At 60.3% G+C, this 15,938-nt stretch carries 13 protein-coding genes and 1 pseudogene; 6 read left to right on the top strand and 8 right to left on the bottom strand.

What is annotated here, in order from left to right; all coding sequences use genetic code 11:
• Positions 1-19: 19 nt before the first annotated feature.
• The 3 genes from GT756_RS05945 to GT756_RS05955 form a co-directional block, all read right to left on the bottom strand.
• On the bottom strand, positions 20-1,162 hold the full coding sequence (locus GT756_RS05945) for an HlyD family secretion protein (protein ID WP_160124603.1): 1,143 nt from the start codon (positions 1,160-1,162) through the stop codon (positions 20-22).
• Entirely contained in the window at positions 1,162-1,506 is a 345-nt protein-coding gene (locus GT756_RS05950) for a DUF3302 domain-containing protein (protein ID WP_004202413.1), read from the bottom strand. Before GT756_RS05950 ends, GT756_RS05945 begins: the two co-directional genes overlap by 1 nt.
• A 137-nt stretch (positions 1,507-1,643) precedes the next feature.
• Positions 1,644-2,285, bottom strand: a complete 642-nt coding sequence (locus GT756_RS05955; RefSeq protein WP_167878469.1) for a Crp/Fnr family transcriptional regulator — start codon at positions 2,283-2,285, stop codon at positions 1,644-1,646.
• Positions 2,286-2,523: 238 nt separating this feature from the next.
• Between GT756_RS05955 and GT756_RS05960 the strand changes: the two genes are divergently transcribed.
• From GT756_RS05960 to GT756_RS05980, 5 genes are all read left to right on the top strand, one after another.
• Complete coding sequence (locus GT756_RS05960; RefSeq protein ID WP_017898799.1) at positions 2,524-3,447, top strand: aminoimidazole riboside kinase; 924 nt, start codon at positions 2,524-2,526, stop codon at positions 3,445-3,447.
• Between the two features lie 164 nt (positions 3,448-3,611).
• A complete protein-coding gene (locus tag GT756_RS05965; protein ID WP_004202408.1) occupies positions 3,612-5,129 on the top strand; it encodes a carbohydrate porin in 1,518 nt (505 codons plus the stop codon).
• A 104-nt stretch (positions 5,130-5,233) separates the two neighbouring features.
• The gene (locus tag GT756_RS05970; protein ID WP_017898801.1) at positions 5,234-6,604 is read left to right on the top strand and encodes a sucrose-specific PTS transporter subunit IIBC; all 1,371 of its coding nucleotides are present in this window, start codon (positions 5,234-5,236) and stop codon (positions 6,602-6,604) included.
• Positions 6,604-8,004 carry a sucrose-6-phosphate hydrolase gene (locus GT756_RS05975; protein WP_160124604.1) on the top strand — a complete coding sequence of 467 codons (1,401 nt, stop codon included), beginning with the start codon at positions 6,604-6,606 and terminating at the stop codon, positions 8,002-8,004. Before GT756_RS05970 ends, GT756_RS05975 begins: the two co-directional genes overlap by 1 nt.
• Before the next feature lie 23 nt (positions 8,005-8,027).
• Entirely contained in the window at positions 8,028-9,038 is a 1,011-nt protein-coding gene (locus tag GT756_RS05980; RefSeq protein WP_017898803.1) for a LacI family DNA-binding transcriptional regulator, read from the top strand.
• A 53-nt stretch (positions 9,039-9,091) separates the two neighbouring features.
• On the opposite strand, the pseudogene GT756_RS05985 reads toward GT756_RS05980, so the two are convergent.
• The 5 genes and pseudogenes from GT756_RS05985 to GT756_RS06005 form a co-directional block, all read right to left on the bottom strand.
• Positions 9,092-9,695, bottom strand: a pseudogene (locus GT756_RS05985) (hypothetical protein).
• Positions 9,696-9,879: 184 nt separating this feature from the next.
• Positions 9,880-10,902: an ABC transporter permease gene (locus GT756_RS05990; RefSeq protein WP_025999105.1), complete on the bottom strand. Its 1,023-nt coding sequence runs from the start codon at positions 10,900-10,902 to the stop codon at positions 9,880-9,882.
• Between the two features lie 19 nt (positions 10,903-10,921).
• Entirely contained in the window at positions 10,922-12,406 is a 1,485-nt protein-coding gene (locus GT756_RS05995) for a sugar ABC transporter ATP-binding protein (RefSeq protein WP_004202401.1), read from the bottom strand.
• Positions 12,407-12,438: 32 nt separating this feature from the next.
• Positions 12,439-13,362: a sugar ABC transporter substrate-binding protein gene (locus GT756_RS06000; protein WP_002892597.1), complete on the bottom strand. Its 924-nt coding sequence runs from the start codon at positions 13,360-13,362 to the stop codon at positions 12,439-12,441.
• Positions 13,363-13,791: 429 nt separating this feature from the next.
• The gene (locus GT756_RS06005) at positions 13,792-14,811 is read right to left on the bottom strand and encodes a LacI family DNA-binding transcriptional regulator (RefSeq protein WP_048294337.1); all 1,020 of its coding nucleotides are present in this window, start codon (positions 14,809-14,811) and stop codon (positions 13,792-13,794) included.
• Positions 14,812-14,914: 103 nt separating this feature from the next.
• On the opposite strand from GT756_RS06005, the gene GT756_RS06010 reads away from it, so the two are divergent.
• On the top strand, positions 14,915-15,922 hold the full coding sequence (locus tag GT756_RS06010) for a Gfo/Idh/MocA family oxidoreductase (protein WP_064178028.1): 1,008 nt from the start codon (positions 14,915-14,917) through the stop codon (positions 15,920-15,922).
• Positions 15,923-15,938: the final 16 nt, after the last annotated feature.

Raw genomic sequence — 15,938 nt, forward strand, 5'->3', positions numbered from 1 at the left:
CCTCCCCGCGCCCGCCGGCTTAGTGATCGAGATAGATGTAGTTTTCCCAGCTCTTCATGCGGATCAGGATCTTCCTGATCAGCGACAGCTCTTTCAGGTGATCTGAGTAGACCGCCGCCTCGAGGGTAGCACCCTGCGGCAGAGCGTATTCGGCAAAACGTGGATCGGTCACCTTTAGTACCACCAGCGCCCGGCCATGGGTATTGAGCGCGTCCGTGGTCAGCAGTTTGCCCTGGCCCTGAAACTGACTCTCGCCAATCGCCGGCAGCACATCGGCCACTTCCCCGCGGAAGACGGTGCCCGGGATGGCCGGAAACATCAGCTCCGCGGGCTCGCCTTTGTACAGACGCTGCAGGGCGTTCTGGCGAAATGCCGCGACATACTCCCGCGAGGCGTCGCCCTCCACCGGCACAAAGGTCATCAGCGGCAGCATTCCCAACGCGGTGGACATGGTGCCTGGCCGTAAGCCGAGGGTGCTGACATAGCCGTCTTCCGGGGCGCGGACGACGGTGTTATCCAGCTGAAACTGCGCCTTCTGCAACTGCGCCAGCAGGGAGGCCACGGTGGTATTTTTGCCCTTCACCACCGAGTCCAGCGCGTTACGCGCCTGAACCACTTTCGCCTGAGCCGCGCTGACGCTGGCTTCATCGGCTTTCCACGTCTGCAGACGGGTATCGACCATTTGATCGGAGAAGGCGCCCTGGGCATGCCCCTCCCGAAAGCGGGCATACTCCCGCCGCGACTGGTCGCGCTGAGCCACCGCTCTGCTCAGCTCGGCCTCCGCCTGGCTTAACGCGGCGTTGAGGGAGAGCGCATCCTGGCTGGCCGCTTTAATCTGCGCCTGCAGATCGTCCACCTTTGCCTGGAACGGCGTCGGGTCGAGAGTAAACAGCACATCGCCCTTATGCAGCCTCTGGTTAGGTCTCACCGGTACGCTCTGCACCCGACCGCGCACCTGCGACACAATCGGTACGGTGCGAAACACCTGATTGCCGACGTCGGTATAGGGGAAGTTGTAATTCATCCCGAAGATCACCGCGCCAATCAGGGCGATACCGCCGAGCACCGCCGTCGGCACGGTCCACTTATTGAGCGGGATGCGGAAGACTTTAAACACCACGATGCATAGCGCGGCGTAGGTCAGCAACATTAACGTTTCCATTATTTTGCCTCCTTCGCTTTCAGAAGGTCCACTTCGCGCTGCACCTGCTCCAGCCGCTGGACCACCGTTTCCAGACGCTGATGCAGCACCTGCTGGTCGTCGGCGATGCGGCGCATCCCCCATCCGCGGTCTTCGCGCCACAGCGTCGCCCAGATCCACAACAAGGGCCACAGGGCATGCAGGGTAAATAAGCTGACCCAGCCGGCATAATGAATCGCATCCTGATGAGGATGGCGCCGCTCTTTGGCGATTTCATAAGGAATATCGTGAATAACAATCACGCCATAAAAAAGTATTAAGGCCACGGCGATCAGAATCGCCAGCGCCACATAGTCCAGGGTCATAAAATAACTCCAGAGTGCAAGGTTAAATAAATAAAACGGCCAGATTCAGGCGTAGCAGGGCCGGGAGAAAACGCGCGCTTAGCGCTTTCCCCGGGCGGGTTTTAGCGACGTTATGTCGGGGAACCGACGAATCTGAATCAGAATTTCTCAGGAATAGGGCGGTCGATGGAAATCAGTTTGCCTTTTTTCACCGTGATATATCCCCCCTCGCGCAGGGCGGCCAGCACCTGATAAACATAGCTGCGCGAGAGATTGGTCCGTTTAATAATAAATGCCGACAGACTTTCATGTTGCCCACCATCGATTTCAGCGCGATATAAATAGCGCGACAGCATCGACTTAATAGTCTGAAAGCTAGTCTGGCTGCCGCGTTCATAGTGGGCATCAAGGGCAAATATACCCATATAGGCCAGGATCGTGGTCAGCTCTTGCATATAGCCCGGCGACAAATGAAAGAATATCCGTTCAAAATCGCTGGCGGATATTTTCGCCAGCTGGCATTCGCCCAGACACTGATAATAGAGCGCCACCGACGGACAATAATGTTCCAGCAACCCTAACGGCATATGCGCGATAACAATCCCAATAAGGTTCTGCTCGTCACCAAAGGCCAGCGTCATTTGCCCCTGCAGCAAAAAATAGAGATAGCCCGGCTGCGGCAGAAACGGCTGGTCTTTACTCAGGCTCAGGGTTTCACTGCAGGCGATCACCGCCGGCAGGTGCGTGGTCAGCGTCAGCTTCTGGTACCGATCGTAAATATCGCCAAAACTGGGGTTCATCGCGCTACGCACTCCTTCACCTTTTATCACCGCGGCGGGGCTAACCGCGGCCTGTGGAACTATACCTAAGCGGGTCAGGAAGGAAAAGTCCAGATCTGGAGTGGCGAAATATTCCGCCTGGCTCACATTTTTCAGCCTCGCCCCGCCCTTTCGTCCGCCAATCGTTCCGCTTGCCGCCAGGCTGTGCTTTAATTAGCTAAAACGGTTTAACAAAGTTTAGCTAAGAGGAACTAGTCCTATGAATGGTAAAATCTGGGTACTCGGCGATGCGGTCGTCGATCTCCTGCCCGACGGAGAGGGCCGCCTGCTGCAATGCCCCGGCGGCGCGCCGGCCAACGTCGCGGTCGGCGTGGCGCGGCTCGGCGGCGATAGCGGGTTTATCGGCCGCGTCGGCGACGATCCCTTCGGCCGCTTTATGCGTCACACCCTGGCGCAGGAGAAGGTGGATGTGAACTATATGCGCCTCGATGCGGCGCAGCGCACCTCCACGGTGGTGGTCGATCTCGATCGCCACGGGGAGCGCACCTTTACCTTTATGGTCCGCCCGAGCGCCGACCTGTTTCTTGCGCCTGAGGATCTTCCGCCGTTTGCCGCCGGTCAGTGGCTGCACGTTTGCTCTATCGCTCTCAGCGCGGAGCCGAGCCGCAGCACGGCATTCGCGGCGATGGAGGCGATAAAGCGCGCCGGGGGCTATGTCAGCTTCGACCCCAATATCCGCAGCGACCTGTGGCAGGATCCGCAGGAACTGCGCGACTGTCTCGACCGGGCGCTGGCCCTCGCCGACGCCATAAAACTCTCGGAAGAGGAGCTGGCTTTTATCAGCGGCAGCGACGACATCGTCAGCGGCATCGCCCGGCTGAACGCCCGCTACCAGCCGACGCTGTTGCTGGTGACCCAGGGCAAAGCGGGGGTGCAGGCCGCGCTGCGCGGGCAGGTTAGCCACTTCCCTGCCCGCCCGGTGGTCGCCGTCGATACTACCGGCGCCGGCGATGCCTTTGTCGCCGGGCTGCTCGCCGGACTCGCCGCCCATGGTATCCCTGACAACCTCGCCGCCCTGGCTCCCGACCTCACGCTGGCGCAAACCTGCGGCGCGCTGGCCACCACCGCCAAAGGCGCCATGACCGCCCTGCCCTACAGGGACGATCTTCAGCGCTCGCTGTGATCCCGTTGGGCCGGCTAACGGCCCACTTTGCTGGCGACATCACAATTCTTAAACCGGTTTAGCAATTTTTATTTTCACCGCATTACCGACATGTTTACCATATTAACTAAACCGGTTTAGCAAACGTTAGCACACTCACTGATTTACCTTTGGATGTCACCAACATGTATAAAAAACGGAAGTTAGCCATTCTTATTGCTTTGCTAACCGGCGCCGCCGCCGCCCATGGGCAGACAGACCTGAACAGCATTGAAGCGCGTCTCGCCGCCCTGGAAAAACGTCTGCAGGATGCCGAGACTCGCGCCAGCACTGCCGAAAGCCGCGCCGCCTCGGCGGAGCAGAAAGTTCAGCAGCTAACCCAGCAGCAGCAACAAACCCAGGCCACCACCCAGCAGGTGGCCAAACGCACCACCCAACTGGAAGAAAAAGCCGAACGGCCCGGCGGCTTTGAGTTCCACGGCTACGCCCGCTCCGGGGTGATCATGAACGACTCCGCCGCCAGCACGAAATCCGGGGCCTATATGACCCCCGCCGGAGAAACCGGCGGCGCCATTGGTCGTCTGGGCAACCAGGCCGACACCTATGTGGAAATGAACCTCGAACATAAGCAGACCCTGGACAACGGGGCGACCACCCGGTTCAAAGTGATGGTGGCCGACGGGCAAACCACCTATAACGACTGGACGGCGAGCAGCAGCGACCTGAACGTGCGCCAGGCGTTCGTCGAGCTGGGCAACCTGCCGACCTTCGAGGGTCCGTTCAAAGGCTCGACCCTGTGGGCCGGGAAGCGCTTTGACCGCGACAACTTCGATATCCACTGGATTGACTCGGATGTGGTGTTCCTCGCCGGGACCGGCGGCGGGATCTACGACGTGAAGTGGAACGACAGCCTGCGCAGCAACTTCTCGTTATACGGCCGCAACTTTGGCGATATCGCCGACAGCAGCAACAGCGTGCAGAACTATATCGTCAGCATGAATAACTTTGCCGGCCCGGTGCAGATGATGGTCAGCGGGATGCGGGCGAAAGATAATGACGACCGCCAGGACGCGAACGGCAATCTGGTGAAAGGCGATGCCGCTAACACCGGGGTTCATGCCCTGCTGGGTCTGCACAATGAGAGCTTCTATGGCCTGCGCGACGGGACCAGCAAAACGGCCCTGCTGTACGGTCACGGCCTGGGCGCCGAGGTCAAAGGCATCGGCTCCGACGGCGCGCTGCGTCCGGGGGCCAACACCTGGCGTTTCGCCAGCTACGGCACCACCCCGCTGAGCGATCGCTGGTTTATTGCCCCGGCCGTGCTGGCGCAGAGCAGTAAAGATCGCTATGTCGATGGCGACAGCTATCAGTGGGCCACTCTCAACCTGCGTCTGATTCAGGAAGTGACGCAGAACTTCGCCCTCGCCTGGGAGGGCAGCTATCAGTACATGGATCTGCAGCCTGAAGGCTACAACGATCGCCATGCGGTTAATGGCAGCTTCTACAAGCTGACCTTCGCCCCAACCTTCAAGGTCGGCAGCATAGGCGACTTCTTCTCGCGCCCGGAGATCCGCTTTTATACATCGTGGATGGACTGGAGCAAAAAGCTGGATAACTACGCCAACGACGACGCGTTAGGCAGCAACGGGTTCAAATCGGGCGGCGAATGGTCGTTCGGTATGCAAATGGAGACCTGGTTCTGACGTGAACCCGGGCGACAGGGTAAGTAAAACATAAATATAAGGTTCGCGGTGCCAGCCATGGCCGGCGCCGCCCACGCCATATCATCATGCATTCAGAGGGTACTATGGATTTTGAACAGATTTCCCGCTCACTGCTTCCCCTGCTGGGCGGCAAGGAAAATATCGCCAGCGCCGCGCACTGCGCCACCCGGCTGCGGCTGGTGCTGGTCGACGACGCGCTCGCCGACCAGCAGGCGATTGGCAAAATCGACGGCGTGAAAGGCTGCTTTCGTAATGCCGGACAGATGCAGATCATCTTCGGCACCGGGGTGGTCAATAAAGTCTATGCTGCCTTTATCCAGGCGGCGGGCATCAGCGAATCGAGCAAATCCGAAGCCGCCGACCTGGCGGCGAAAAAGCTGAACCCGTTCCAGCGCATTGCCCGCCTGCTGTCCAACATCTTTGTGCCGATTATTCCCGCCATCGTCGCCTCCGGCCTGCTGATGGGCCTGCTGGGGATGGTGAAAACCTACGGCTGGGTCGACCCGGGCAACGCTATCTATATCATGCTGGATATGTGCAGCTCGGCGGCGTTTATTATTCTGCCGATCCTGATCGGCTTTACCGCCGCCCGCGAATTTGGCGGCAACCCTTATCTGGGCGCGACCCTCGGCGGGATCCTCACCCACCCGGCGTTGACCAACGCCTGGGGCGTCGCCGCCGGCTTCCACACCATGAATTTCTTCGGCATCGAAGTGGCGATGATCGGCTACCAGGGTACGGTCTTCCCGGTGCTGCTGGCGGTGTGGTTTATGAGCCTTGTCGAAAAACGGCTGCGCCGCGTTATTCCTGACGCGCTGGATCTGATTCTCACGCCGTTCCTGACGGTGATTATCTCTGGCTTTATCGCCCTGCTGCTGATCGGCCCGGCCGGCCGCGCGCTCGGCGACGGCATTTCGTTTATCCTCAGCACGCTTATCAGCCATGCCGGCTGGCTGGCGGGCCTGCTGTTCGGCGGCCTCTATTCGGTGATCGTCATTACCGGTATCCACCACAGCTTCCATGCCATTGAGGCGGGTCTGCTCGGCAATCCGTCGATCGGCGTCAACTTCCTGCTGCCTATCTGGGCGATGGCCAACGTCGCTCAGGGCGGCGCCTGCTTTGCCGTGTGGTTTAAAACCAAAGATGCCAAAATCAAAGCCATTACTTTGCCGTCGGCGTTTTCGGCGATGCTGGGGATCACCGAGGCGGCGATCTTCGGGATTAACCTGCGCTTTGTGAAACCGTTCATCGCCGCGCTGGTGGGCGGTGCCGCCGGCGGCGCCTGGGTGGTGTCGATGCACGTCTACATGACCGCGGTGGGCCTGACGGCGATCCCGGGAATGGCCATCGTGCAGGCCAGCTCGCTGCTGAACTACATTATCGGGATGGCGATCGCCTTCGCCGTGGCCTTCGCGCTCTCTCTGACGCTGAAATACAAAACGGACGCTGAATAATGTCTTTACCGTCACGCCTGCCTGCGATCCTGCAGGCCGTTATGCAGGGCCAGCCGCAGGCGCTGGCCGACGACCATTACCCGCAATGGCATCTGGCGCCGGTCAGCGGACTGCTGAACGATCCCAACGGCTTTTGCCAGGTCGCCGGGCGTTATCACCTGTTTTATCAGTGGAACCCGCTCGCCTGCGACCACACCTATAAGTGCTGGGGACACTGGAGCTCAGCCGACCTGCTGCACTGGCGGCATGAACCTATCGCCCTGATGCCGGACGAAGAGTATGACCGCAACGGCTGCTACTCCGGCAGCGCGGTCGAGTTCGAGGGTACCCTGACCCTGTGCTACACCGGCAACGTGAAGTTCCCCGACGGCGGGCGCACCGCCTGGCAATGTCTGGCGACGGAAAATGCCGATGGCACCTTCAGCAAGCTGGGGCCGGTACTGCCGCTGCCGGAAGGCTATACCGGCCATGTACGTGACCCTAAGGTGTGGCGCCAGGACGGGCGCTGGTACATGGTCCTCGGGGCGCAGGATGTGCAACAGCGCGGCAAAGTGCTGCTGTTTACCGCCAGCGACCTGCGGGATTGGCGCCTGGTGGGCGAGATAGCCGGGCATGACGTTAACGGCCTGGCGAACGGTGGCTACATGTGGGAGTGCCCGGACCTGTTTCCGCTGGCGGACACCCACCTGCTGATCTGCTGCCCGCAGGGGCTGGCCCGCGAAGCTCAGCGTTTTCTCAATACCTATCCTGCGGTGTGGATGGCAGGCCGTTTCGACGCCGAACGCGGCGCCTTCGACCATGGCCCGCTGCACGAGCTGGACAGCGGCTTTGAGTTCTACGCGCCGCAGACCATGCTGGCCGAAGATGGCCGCCGCCTGCTGGTCGGCTGGATGGGCGTCCCGGACGGGGAAGAGATGCATCAGCCCACCCGCGCGCAGGGATGGATCCACCAGATGACCTGCGTGCGCGAACTGGCGTGGCAGTCGGGTGCCCTGTATCAGCGTCCGCTGCGCGAACTGACCGCCCTGCGCGGGGAAGCCCAGGGCTGGCGCGGGCAGACCCTGTCCCTCGCCCCGATGGAGCTGGCCTTTGACATCGCCCCCAACAGCACGCTGGGGCTGGATTTTGCCGGCGCCCTGCAGCTCACCGTCAACCGCGACGGCCTGCGCCTGTCGCGCCGCGGCCTGCAGACGGCGGAGATGCATCATCGCTACTGGCGCGGCGAGGCGCGGCGGCTGCAGATCTTTATCGACCGCTCCAGTGTGGAAATTTTCATCAACGATGGCGAAGGGGTAATGAGCAGCCGCTTCTTCCCGGGCTATCCGGGGCAGCTCATCTTCAGCGGTGCGACGCCGGTGGCATTCTGCCGCTGGCTGCTGCGGCCATGCATGGTAGAATAAGCGTTTTGCTTTCAGGCTCCCGGGTGCTGATGAAAACCAAACGCGTAACTATCAAAGATATCGCCGAACTGGCGGGCGTCTCCAAAGCGACCGCCAGCCTGGTACTCAACGGTCGTGGCAAAGAGCTGCGCGTGGCGCAGGAGACGCGCGAGCGCGTGCTGGCGATCGCCCGCGAGCAGCACTATCAGCCAAGCATTCACGCGCGCTCGCTGCGTGATAACCGCAGCCATACCATTGGCCTGGTGGTGCCGGAAATCACCAACTACGGGTTTGCCGTTTTCTCCCATGAGCTTGAGACGCTCTGCCGGGAAGCCGGCGTGCAGCTGCTTATCTCCTGCACCGACGAAAACCCCGGCCAGGAGAGCGTGGTGGTCAATAACATGATTGCCCGCCAGGTCGACGGCCTGATCGTCGCCTCGTGCATGCACAGCGATGCCGACTACCTGAAGCTCAGCGAACAGCTGCCGGTGGTGCTGTTTGACCGCTCCCCCAGCGACAGCGCCCTGCCGCTGGTGATGACTGACTCGGTCACCCCAACGGCCGAACTGATCTCCCGCATCGCCCCTCAACATGCGGACGAGTTCTGGTTTCTCGGCGGCCAGCCGCGGCTATCGCCTTCGCGCGACCGGCTGGCGGGATTCACCCAAGGCCTGGCTCAGGCGGGGGTTACGCTGCGTCCCGAATGGGTGATCAACGGCAACTATCACCCCAGCTCCGGCTACGAGATGTTCGCCGCGCTCTGCGCGCGGCTGGGACGGCCGCCGAAGGCGCTGTTCACCGCGGCCTGCGGCCTGCTGGAAGGGGTCCTGCGCTATATGAGCCAGCACCATCTGCTGGACTCCAATATTCATCTCGCCAGCTTCGACGATCACTATCTGTACGATTCACTTTCCCTGCGCATTGATACCGTGCAGCAGGATAATCGCCAGCTGGCCTGGCACTGCTACGATCTGCTCAGCCAGCTGATCGACGGCCAGGCGCCGGAGCCGCTCCAGCGCTATCTGCCCGCTACCCTGCAGTTTCGCCATGCCTGACGGCGCCGGCGGCGATTAGCGTTTTCGCCGGGCGCGCGCCGCCTGCCTCAGCGTCAGCAGCACGCTGGCGAGCACCACGCCGAGGCCAATTGTTACCTGCCAGCGGTAAGCCATCAGCAGCGAGGGCAATCCGCCGTCCGGCGCCAGCATCACGAGATTCCAGCCCGCCAGGCCGGCATTGCCGTTCAGCGCCCGGCTTAACATCCGCTGATGCGGGGCGAAGGGCTGAATGGTCTGGTAATGGCTGCCGAACAGCGGCGGCTGCATCTCCCGCGGGAACTGTGCCTGCACTTGGGCCAGCACGCTGGCCGGCAGCGCATGCGATGCCGCCAGCAGATGCCCGTCGCCATTCACCAGCAGTAGCCGATAATGCCGCTGCCGGGCCAGGGTATGCAGATCGGCGCGCATCACCGCCAGCGGCCAGGTCGCTTCCCGCTGCGGAGCGGGGGTGTTCATCCGCTGTTCAAGGCGTTCCGCCACCCACCGCGCATCCTCCTCCAGCTGCCGGGTATGCATCTCACGGTAAACCTCTCTGGCCGGCAGGTTCACGCCCCGACTGAGGATCAGGATCGCCAGTCCCGCCAGCAGGCTGACGATAATGCCCCTTCTCCCCGGTCGCGAGAGCGGCGAGGATTTGATTAAGGATGGTGTATTCATACGACTCCAGAAACAGGGGGCAAGGCGTGGCCCCCTGGCGAATGGACAACAAAAGTCGCGAAACTGTACAGGATGCGCAGCGCGGGAAAAATAGACAGCCGGCGCCTGGCGGGACGTATTTTGTTTATTTCTGGACAGGGCTGGCGGCAACGACGCGCTTCGCCGTTGCCGCCAGTTGATAAGATTAGCGTTTTTTCCGGTTGCGGCGCATGTCGATGGTCACCGCCGCGACGATAATGATCCCTTTAATAATATCCTGCACGTAGGCATCGACGCCGACAAAGGTAAAGCCGCTCTTGATCAGGCCAAGGATCATCGCGCCAATCAGGGTGCCAGTAATGCGCCCCACCCCACCCATTAAGCTGCTGCCGCCGATCACCGCCGCGGCAATCGCGTCCAGCTCGTAGGACATCCCCATGCTGGACTGGCCACTGCTGACGCGCGCCGCCAGCACTACCCCAGCCAGCCCGGAGAGCGCCCCGGCGATGGTGTAGACGATCACCAGGTATTTATTCACGTTGATGCCGGACACTTTGGCCGAGGTCATGTTGCCGCCGATGGCATACACATATTTGCCATACCGGGTATGCTTCAGCGCAATGTGAAACACTGCGGCAATCACGAAGAAGATGATCACCGGCATCGCCCCCTGGCCTATCGCCGTAAAGCTGTCGGAGAGGAAGCTTATCGGATTGCCCTGGGTGTAATACTGCGCCAGACCGCGCGCCGAGACCATCATCCCGAGGGTGGCGATAAATGGCGGGATGCCGGTTCGCGTCACCAGGAAACCGTTGGTCAGCCCGCACAACAGGCCGACGCCGATCCCCGCGCAAATCGGGATCACCGCCGGCAGGTTGACCAGCGCCGGGAACATTGGCGACAGGCTGTCGGAGGTTTGCGCCAGGCTCGCCGCCACCACCGCCGCGAGGGCGATAACCGAACCGGAGGAGAGGTCAATCCCGGTGGTGATGATCACCTGGGTGACGCCGACGGCGATGATGCCGATGATCGCCACCTGCAGCACAATCAGCACCAGGCGGTTGGTATTGAGCAGGAACGACTGGTCGCGAACATACCAGCCGGCGATTTCAAAGGTCAGGGCAATCACCAGCATCACCACAAAGATGCCGGTATCTTTCGGCATTTTATGCCGCAAATTAGCGAAGAAGGAGGAACCCTCGCTGGCCGGAGCCGCCGTTAATTTCATATTACTCATTCTCTGTGCCTCAATGGGATGCCAACGACAAAATGGTTTCCTGGTCGGCTTCGTCTTTTTCCAGGATGCCGGTGATACGGCCTTCATGCATCACCATGACCCGGTCACTCATGCCAAGGATTTCCGGCAGCTCAGAGGAGACCATAATGACCGCCACCCCCCGGTTCGCCAGTTCACTGATAAGATGATAAATTTCCGCCTTCGCCCCGACGTCGATGCCGCGGGTCGGCTCATCGAGAATTAAGATTTTCGGTTGCGCTAACAGCCAGCGCGCAATCAGAACTTTTTGCTGATTCCCCCCGCTGAGGTTATTAATAATTTGATCCATCGTCGGCGTTTTAATATTGAGCCGACGGATTTGCTCCATGCAGTCTTCGGCCATTTTCACGTGCTGGACAAAACCGCTCTTGCCGATATATTCCGGCATTTTGACGATACTCATATTTTCCAGCACCGACAGCACCAGAAACAGGCCCGACTTTTTACGGTCTTCGGTTAATAACGCCATTCCCTTTTCAATCGCCACGGAGGGGGAATCAATGGTCACCGGCGCCCCGTCGATCAGCACTTCGCCGCTGTCGAAGCGTTCCATGCCAAACAGGCTTTCCATCACCTCGCTGCGCCCGGCGCCCACCAGCCCGGCCACGCCGAGGATCTCGCCGCGACGCACGGTAAAGCTGACATCATGGAACACGCCCTGGCGCGTCAGATTGCGCACCGTCAGCACCTCTTCGCCGATGGTGTTATTAAATTTCGGGAACAGCTGGGTTAATTCGCGGCCCACCATCTGGGTAATCAGCGACTGGCGGGTAAATTCGGTGGTGTTTTTGCTCCCCACCCAAGTCCCATCGCGAAAGACGCTGATCTCATCGGTGATAGCGAAGATCTCATCCATTTTATGGCTGATATAGATGATCGCTTTGCCCTGGGCCCGCAGGTCGCGGATGATGGTGAACAGGTGAGCTACCTCGCCTTCGGTCAGCGCCGAAGTGGGCTCATCCATGATCACAATATCCGCGTTCCATGAGACCGCTTTGGCAATCTCCACCATCTGCTGGGCGGCGATGCTCAGGTCGCCCACCAGTCGGTCGGCGGTTAAGCGAATATTCAGCTTATCCAGCAGCGCCTGGGTCTGGCGGGTCAGCTGGCCGTGGTCGACAAAGCCGTACTTCATCGGCTCGCGCCCCAGCCAGATATTCTCCGCCACCGTCATATGCGGCACCAGATTCAGCTCCTGGTGGATCATCGATATCCCCGAGCGCAGCGCATCCATGGTGTCGGTAAACTCAACCGGCTCTCCTTTCACGCGAATCGATCCTTTATCCGGGCGATAGATACCGATCAGGCACTTCATCAGCGTGGATTTACCGGCGCCGTTCTCGCCCATCAGGGCGTGCACCGTTCCCGGGCGCACGCGTAATGAGACATTGTCGAGCGCCTTCACGCCGGGGAAGAACTTACTGATACCTTCGGCTTCAAGGGCAAAAGCGTTCATACATCCACCTCCGTACCACAGGTTGGCCAGGATTATTTCTGATTACGATTGGTAAATTCAGCCATGTTCTCTTTGGTGATCAGCTGATACGGCACGTCGATGATTTTCTCGACTTTCTCACCGTTCGCCAGCTTGATGGCCGCGTCTACGGCGCCCTCGCCCTGGCCTTTCGCATCCTGGAAGATGGTGGCGATCATCTTGCCGCTCTTCAGCATCTGCAGCGCATCCGGGGTGCCATCCACGCCGGCGATAAGAATATGGTTCGGATTTTTACCCAGCGCCTGCAGGGCGCCGATCGCCATTTCATCGTTGTTGGAGGCGATGGCCTGGATATCCTCGCCGCTGGTCATCCAGTTGCTGACCACGTCCACGGCGTCATTGCGGGTGAATTTCGCGGTCTGCTTCTGCACGATTTTGATGTTCGGGTATTTGGCGACAACCTCTTCCACCCCTTTGGTGCGGTCGCGAGTGGATTCATTCGCCAGGTCGCCGAGCAGGATCGCCACATTGCCCTTACCGTTCATCGCTTTCGCCAGCGCTTCCATCTGCAGACGGCCGGCGAGAATCGAGTCCGACCCCACATAGGCCATCTTGTCGGTCAGCTCCGCCTGCGGGCGACGGTTCACAAATACCAGCGGGATCCCGGCCTTGGTGGCCTGATCCATGATCGGTTTGACCGCATTGGTATCCACCGGGTTAACGATAATGGCGTCCACCCCCTGGCCGATAAAGTTCTGCACCTGCTGCAGCTGCTGGGAGACATCCCCTTTCGCGTCCTCGATCTGCGATTTCACCCCATCTTTTTTCATCTCTTTTTGCATCGAGGTACGCAGGATCGTCAGGAAGTTATCGTCAAACAGCGCCATCGAGACGCCAATGGAGACATCTTTTGCCATAACCACCGCAGGCAGCATGCAGGCTAACAAAGAGGCAACAATCGTTTTCTTAATATTCATAGTTGATCCTTGATTTTGTAGGTACGCCGGTGAATGAAACAAAATGAAAAATTAATTTCAGTCAGGTTGCGACAAATGTCTGTTGTGACGGCGACGGCGCTGCGGAGTTTTCCGCATTTCGTCGTGATCGGAATCACAAATAATGGCTGTTTTATCATCACTTTTTTGAAACATCAGTCCATTTATGCCACACCGTGAATTCCAGACCATTTATTTCATTAACAAGACATTTGAAACTTTTATAAGTAAATAACTGAAATGAAAATTTTAAAACTATGCAGTAACAGAATTTTGACAGACATCTAACATTGCTGCATAAATGAGCGAAAAATGAGAGGCAGACAACGCTTTAAAGCGATCGCCCCCGGCGGGGTTGGCATTTACCCGCCGGGGAAATCCGTGTTGTCAGGAAGGGAGGCGCCGCACGCCTTAGTCCACGTTCTCGGCGCTGTAGAGGATAAAGTCGACTTTCCCGTCGGCATAGGTTTGCGGCTGATAGCCGGACTCCAGATGGCGCAGCATCAGGTCGATCGCCAGCTGGGCGTGCTGGCGGGTGTTCTGATCGAGCGTTAACGCCAGGCTGCCCCGGGCCAGCTGCTGGCGGGTGGTATTGTAGCGCTCATGGGTGATCCAGCAGACGTCGCTTTCGCGGCGGTGGCGAGCCAGCGCCTCGGCTATCTGAGTATTGCCAAGCCCGGTGTTATAGATCCCGACAATATGCCGGCTGCGGCACAGAGCCTGCTCCAGCAGGCGGGTGATCTGCTCCCGCCGCTCCTCGCCCGCCAGCACCTCATTAAGCTGCAGGTGGGGAAAGCGCTGGCTCAGCACCTCGCGGAACCCCTGGATGCGCAGGCGATGCGCGCTGTAATCCTCCCGGCCGCTCACCATCAGCACCTCCCCGGGCCGCGGCGTCATTCTCCCCATCATTAACCCCGCGGTGCGGCCAGCCTGCAGCTGATTGATCCCGACGTGGCAGAGCCGGTCGGCGCCGGGCAGATCCGTCGCCAGGGTGATGGCGGGGACGCCCGCTTCCCGGCAGCGGCGCAGCGCGTCATGCACCACAGGGTGGTCATTGCCGAAGACGATGATCCCCTGACGCTGCTGGCAGCTGCGCATAATGCGCCGGGCCAGGGTCGCCGGCTGCGACTCCGGGACAAAGGTGCGGTGCAGGGTCAGACGGCGATAGCCGAGGCTATCCGCGACGGCGGCGAAATCCTGCGCCAGCTGCGGAAAAAAGAACGAGTCATTGCTGCTGAGAAAGAGCTCAATCTGCCACGGAAAGCGGTGCTCCTCCGGCAGGATCCGCTTCAGCCCCGCCTCCCGCGCCGCCTGCAGCACTTTGCGCGTGGTCTGCGGCGATACGCCGCCGCGTTCGTTCAGCACCCGGTCCACAGTGGCCACGCCGACGCCAATCTGTCTGGCCAGCATCGCCAGTGACATGTTTTTCATCGCCCCTCTCTTCAATGATGGAAATACATCAAAACGGCAGTGTCAGTGAGTTTAGCAAACCGATTATGGTGGCACCGTCCCTTCGCCATTCTGGAGAAAAATAATGAATTGCAAACGTTTTGCCCTGGTAGGCAGTGGTTTTATCGGTCAGGTTCATGCCGCCAGCCTCGCCCGTCATGACGGGAGCGAGTTGACGATGGTAGCCGATGTCGCGCCGGAGCGCGCCCAGGCGCTGGCCGCCCGCTATGGCGCCCGGGCGGTGACGGTGAGCGAGGCTCTCCGTAGCGACGCCATCGACGCTGTGCTGATCGCCAGCTCGACCCCGTCGCATGCCGAACTGCTGGAAGCCGCCGCCCGGGCGGGCAAGGCAGTCTATTGCGAAAAACCGATCGACCTCTCCCTGGCGCGCGCCCGCGAGGTGGTGGAGCGGGTGCTTCCCCTGAACGTGCCGGTCACCGTCGGCTTTAACCGGCGCTTCGACAGCAGCCATCAGCAGCTCCGCCGCCAGCTGGAGCAGGGCGCGATCGGTCGGGTGGAGCTGGTGCAGATGGTCTGCCGCGCCTCCAGCATGCCGCCGCTCGACTATCTGCGCAGCTCCGGCGGTCAGATGCGCGATCAGGCGATTCACTTCTTCGACCTTCTGCGCTTTCTCACCGGCGATGAAGTGCATACCGTGGCGGCGATGGGCGCGGCGCTGGCCCTGCCGGAAATCGCCGAATTTGGCGATGTTGACACCTCCATCCTGATGATGCAGATGCGCGGCGGCGCGCTGGCGCAGCTGGATAACACCCGCCGCACCGGCCACGGGTATGATGAACGGATCACCCTGCTGGGCGCAGAGGGCGCGCTGGAGTCCGGTAGCCAGTCGCCGGCGGGCCCTACCCTGTGGCGCGGCAATCAGCGCATTGAGCCAGGCCTGTGGCCGGACTGGTTCAGCCGGGTGCAAGGATCTTATTACCAGCATCTTGACGCCTTTATCCGCGCTCTGAATGGTGAAACCGTGGCCGACCTGCCCGGCCTGGTGGACGGCCTGCAGGCGCAGGCGATTGCCGAAGCGGCCGTTCAGTCTCTGCAGCGCGGCCAGTTTGTCGCCGTCGACGACTGTCGATGAGGGGTTGCGTGGCACC

Source organism: Klebsiella sp. Q2, from assembly GCF_009900705.1.
GTDB classification, from domain to species: Bacteria; Pseudomonadota; Gammaproteobacteria; order Enterobacterales; family Enterobacteriaceae; genus Klebsiella; species Klebsiella quasipneumoniae.

What these genes read in the sequence shown, in the direction of transcription:
- GT756_RS05945 (WP_160124603.1), bottom strand. Translation starts at nt 1,162, where the DNA reads ATGGAAACGTTAATGTTGCTGACCTACGCCGCGCTATGCATCGTGGTG.
- GT756_RS05950 (WP_004202413.1), bottom strand. Translation starts at nt 1,506, where the DNA reads ATGACCCTGGACTATGTGGCGCTGGCGATTCTGATCGCCGTGGCCTTA.
- GT756_RS05955 (WP_167878469.1), bottom strand. Translation starts at nt 2,285, where the DNA reads ATGAACCCCAGTTTTGGCGATATTTACGATCGGTACCAGAAGCTGACG.
- GT756_RS05960 (WP_017898799.1), top strand. Translation starts at nt 2,524, where the DNA reads ATGAATGGTAAAATCTGGGTACTCGGCGATGCGGTCGTCGATCTCCTG.
- GT756_RS05965 (WP_004202408.1), top strand. Translation starts at nt 3,612, where the DNA reads ATGTATAAAAAACGGAAGTTAGCCATTCTTATTGCTTTGCTAACCGGC.
- GT756_RS05970 (WP_017898801.1), top strand. Translation starts at nt 5,234, where the DNA reads ATGGATTTTGAACAGATTTCCCGCTCACTGCTTCCCCTGCTGGGCGGC.
- GT756_RS05975 (WP_160124604.1), top strand. Translation starts at nt 6,604, where the DNA reads ATGTCTTTACCGTCACGCCTGCCTGCGATCCTGCAGGCCGTTATGCAG.
- GT756_RS05990 (WP_025999105.1), bottom strand. Translation starts at nt 10,902, where the DNA reads ATGAAATTAACGGCGGCTCCGGCCAGCGAGGGTTCCTCCTTCTTCGCT.
- GT756_RS05995 (WP_004202401.1), bottom strand. Translation starts at nt 12,406, where the DNA reads ATGAACGCTTTTGCCCTTGAAGCCGAAGGTATCAGTAAGTTCTTCCCC.
- GT756_RS06000 (WP_002892597.1), bottom strand. Translation starts at nt 13,362, where the DNA reads ATGAATATTAAGAAAACGATTGTTGCCTCTTTGTTAGCCTGCATGCTG.
- GT756_RS06005 (WP_048294337.1), bottom strand. Translation starts at nt 14,811, where the DNA reads ATGAAAAACATGTCACTGGCGATGCTGGCCAGACAGATTGGCGTCGGC.
- GT756_RS06010 (WP_064178028.1), top strand. Translation starts at nt 14,915, where the DNA reads ATGAATTGCAAACGTTTTGCCCTGGTAGGCAGTGGTTTTATCGGTCAG.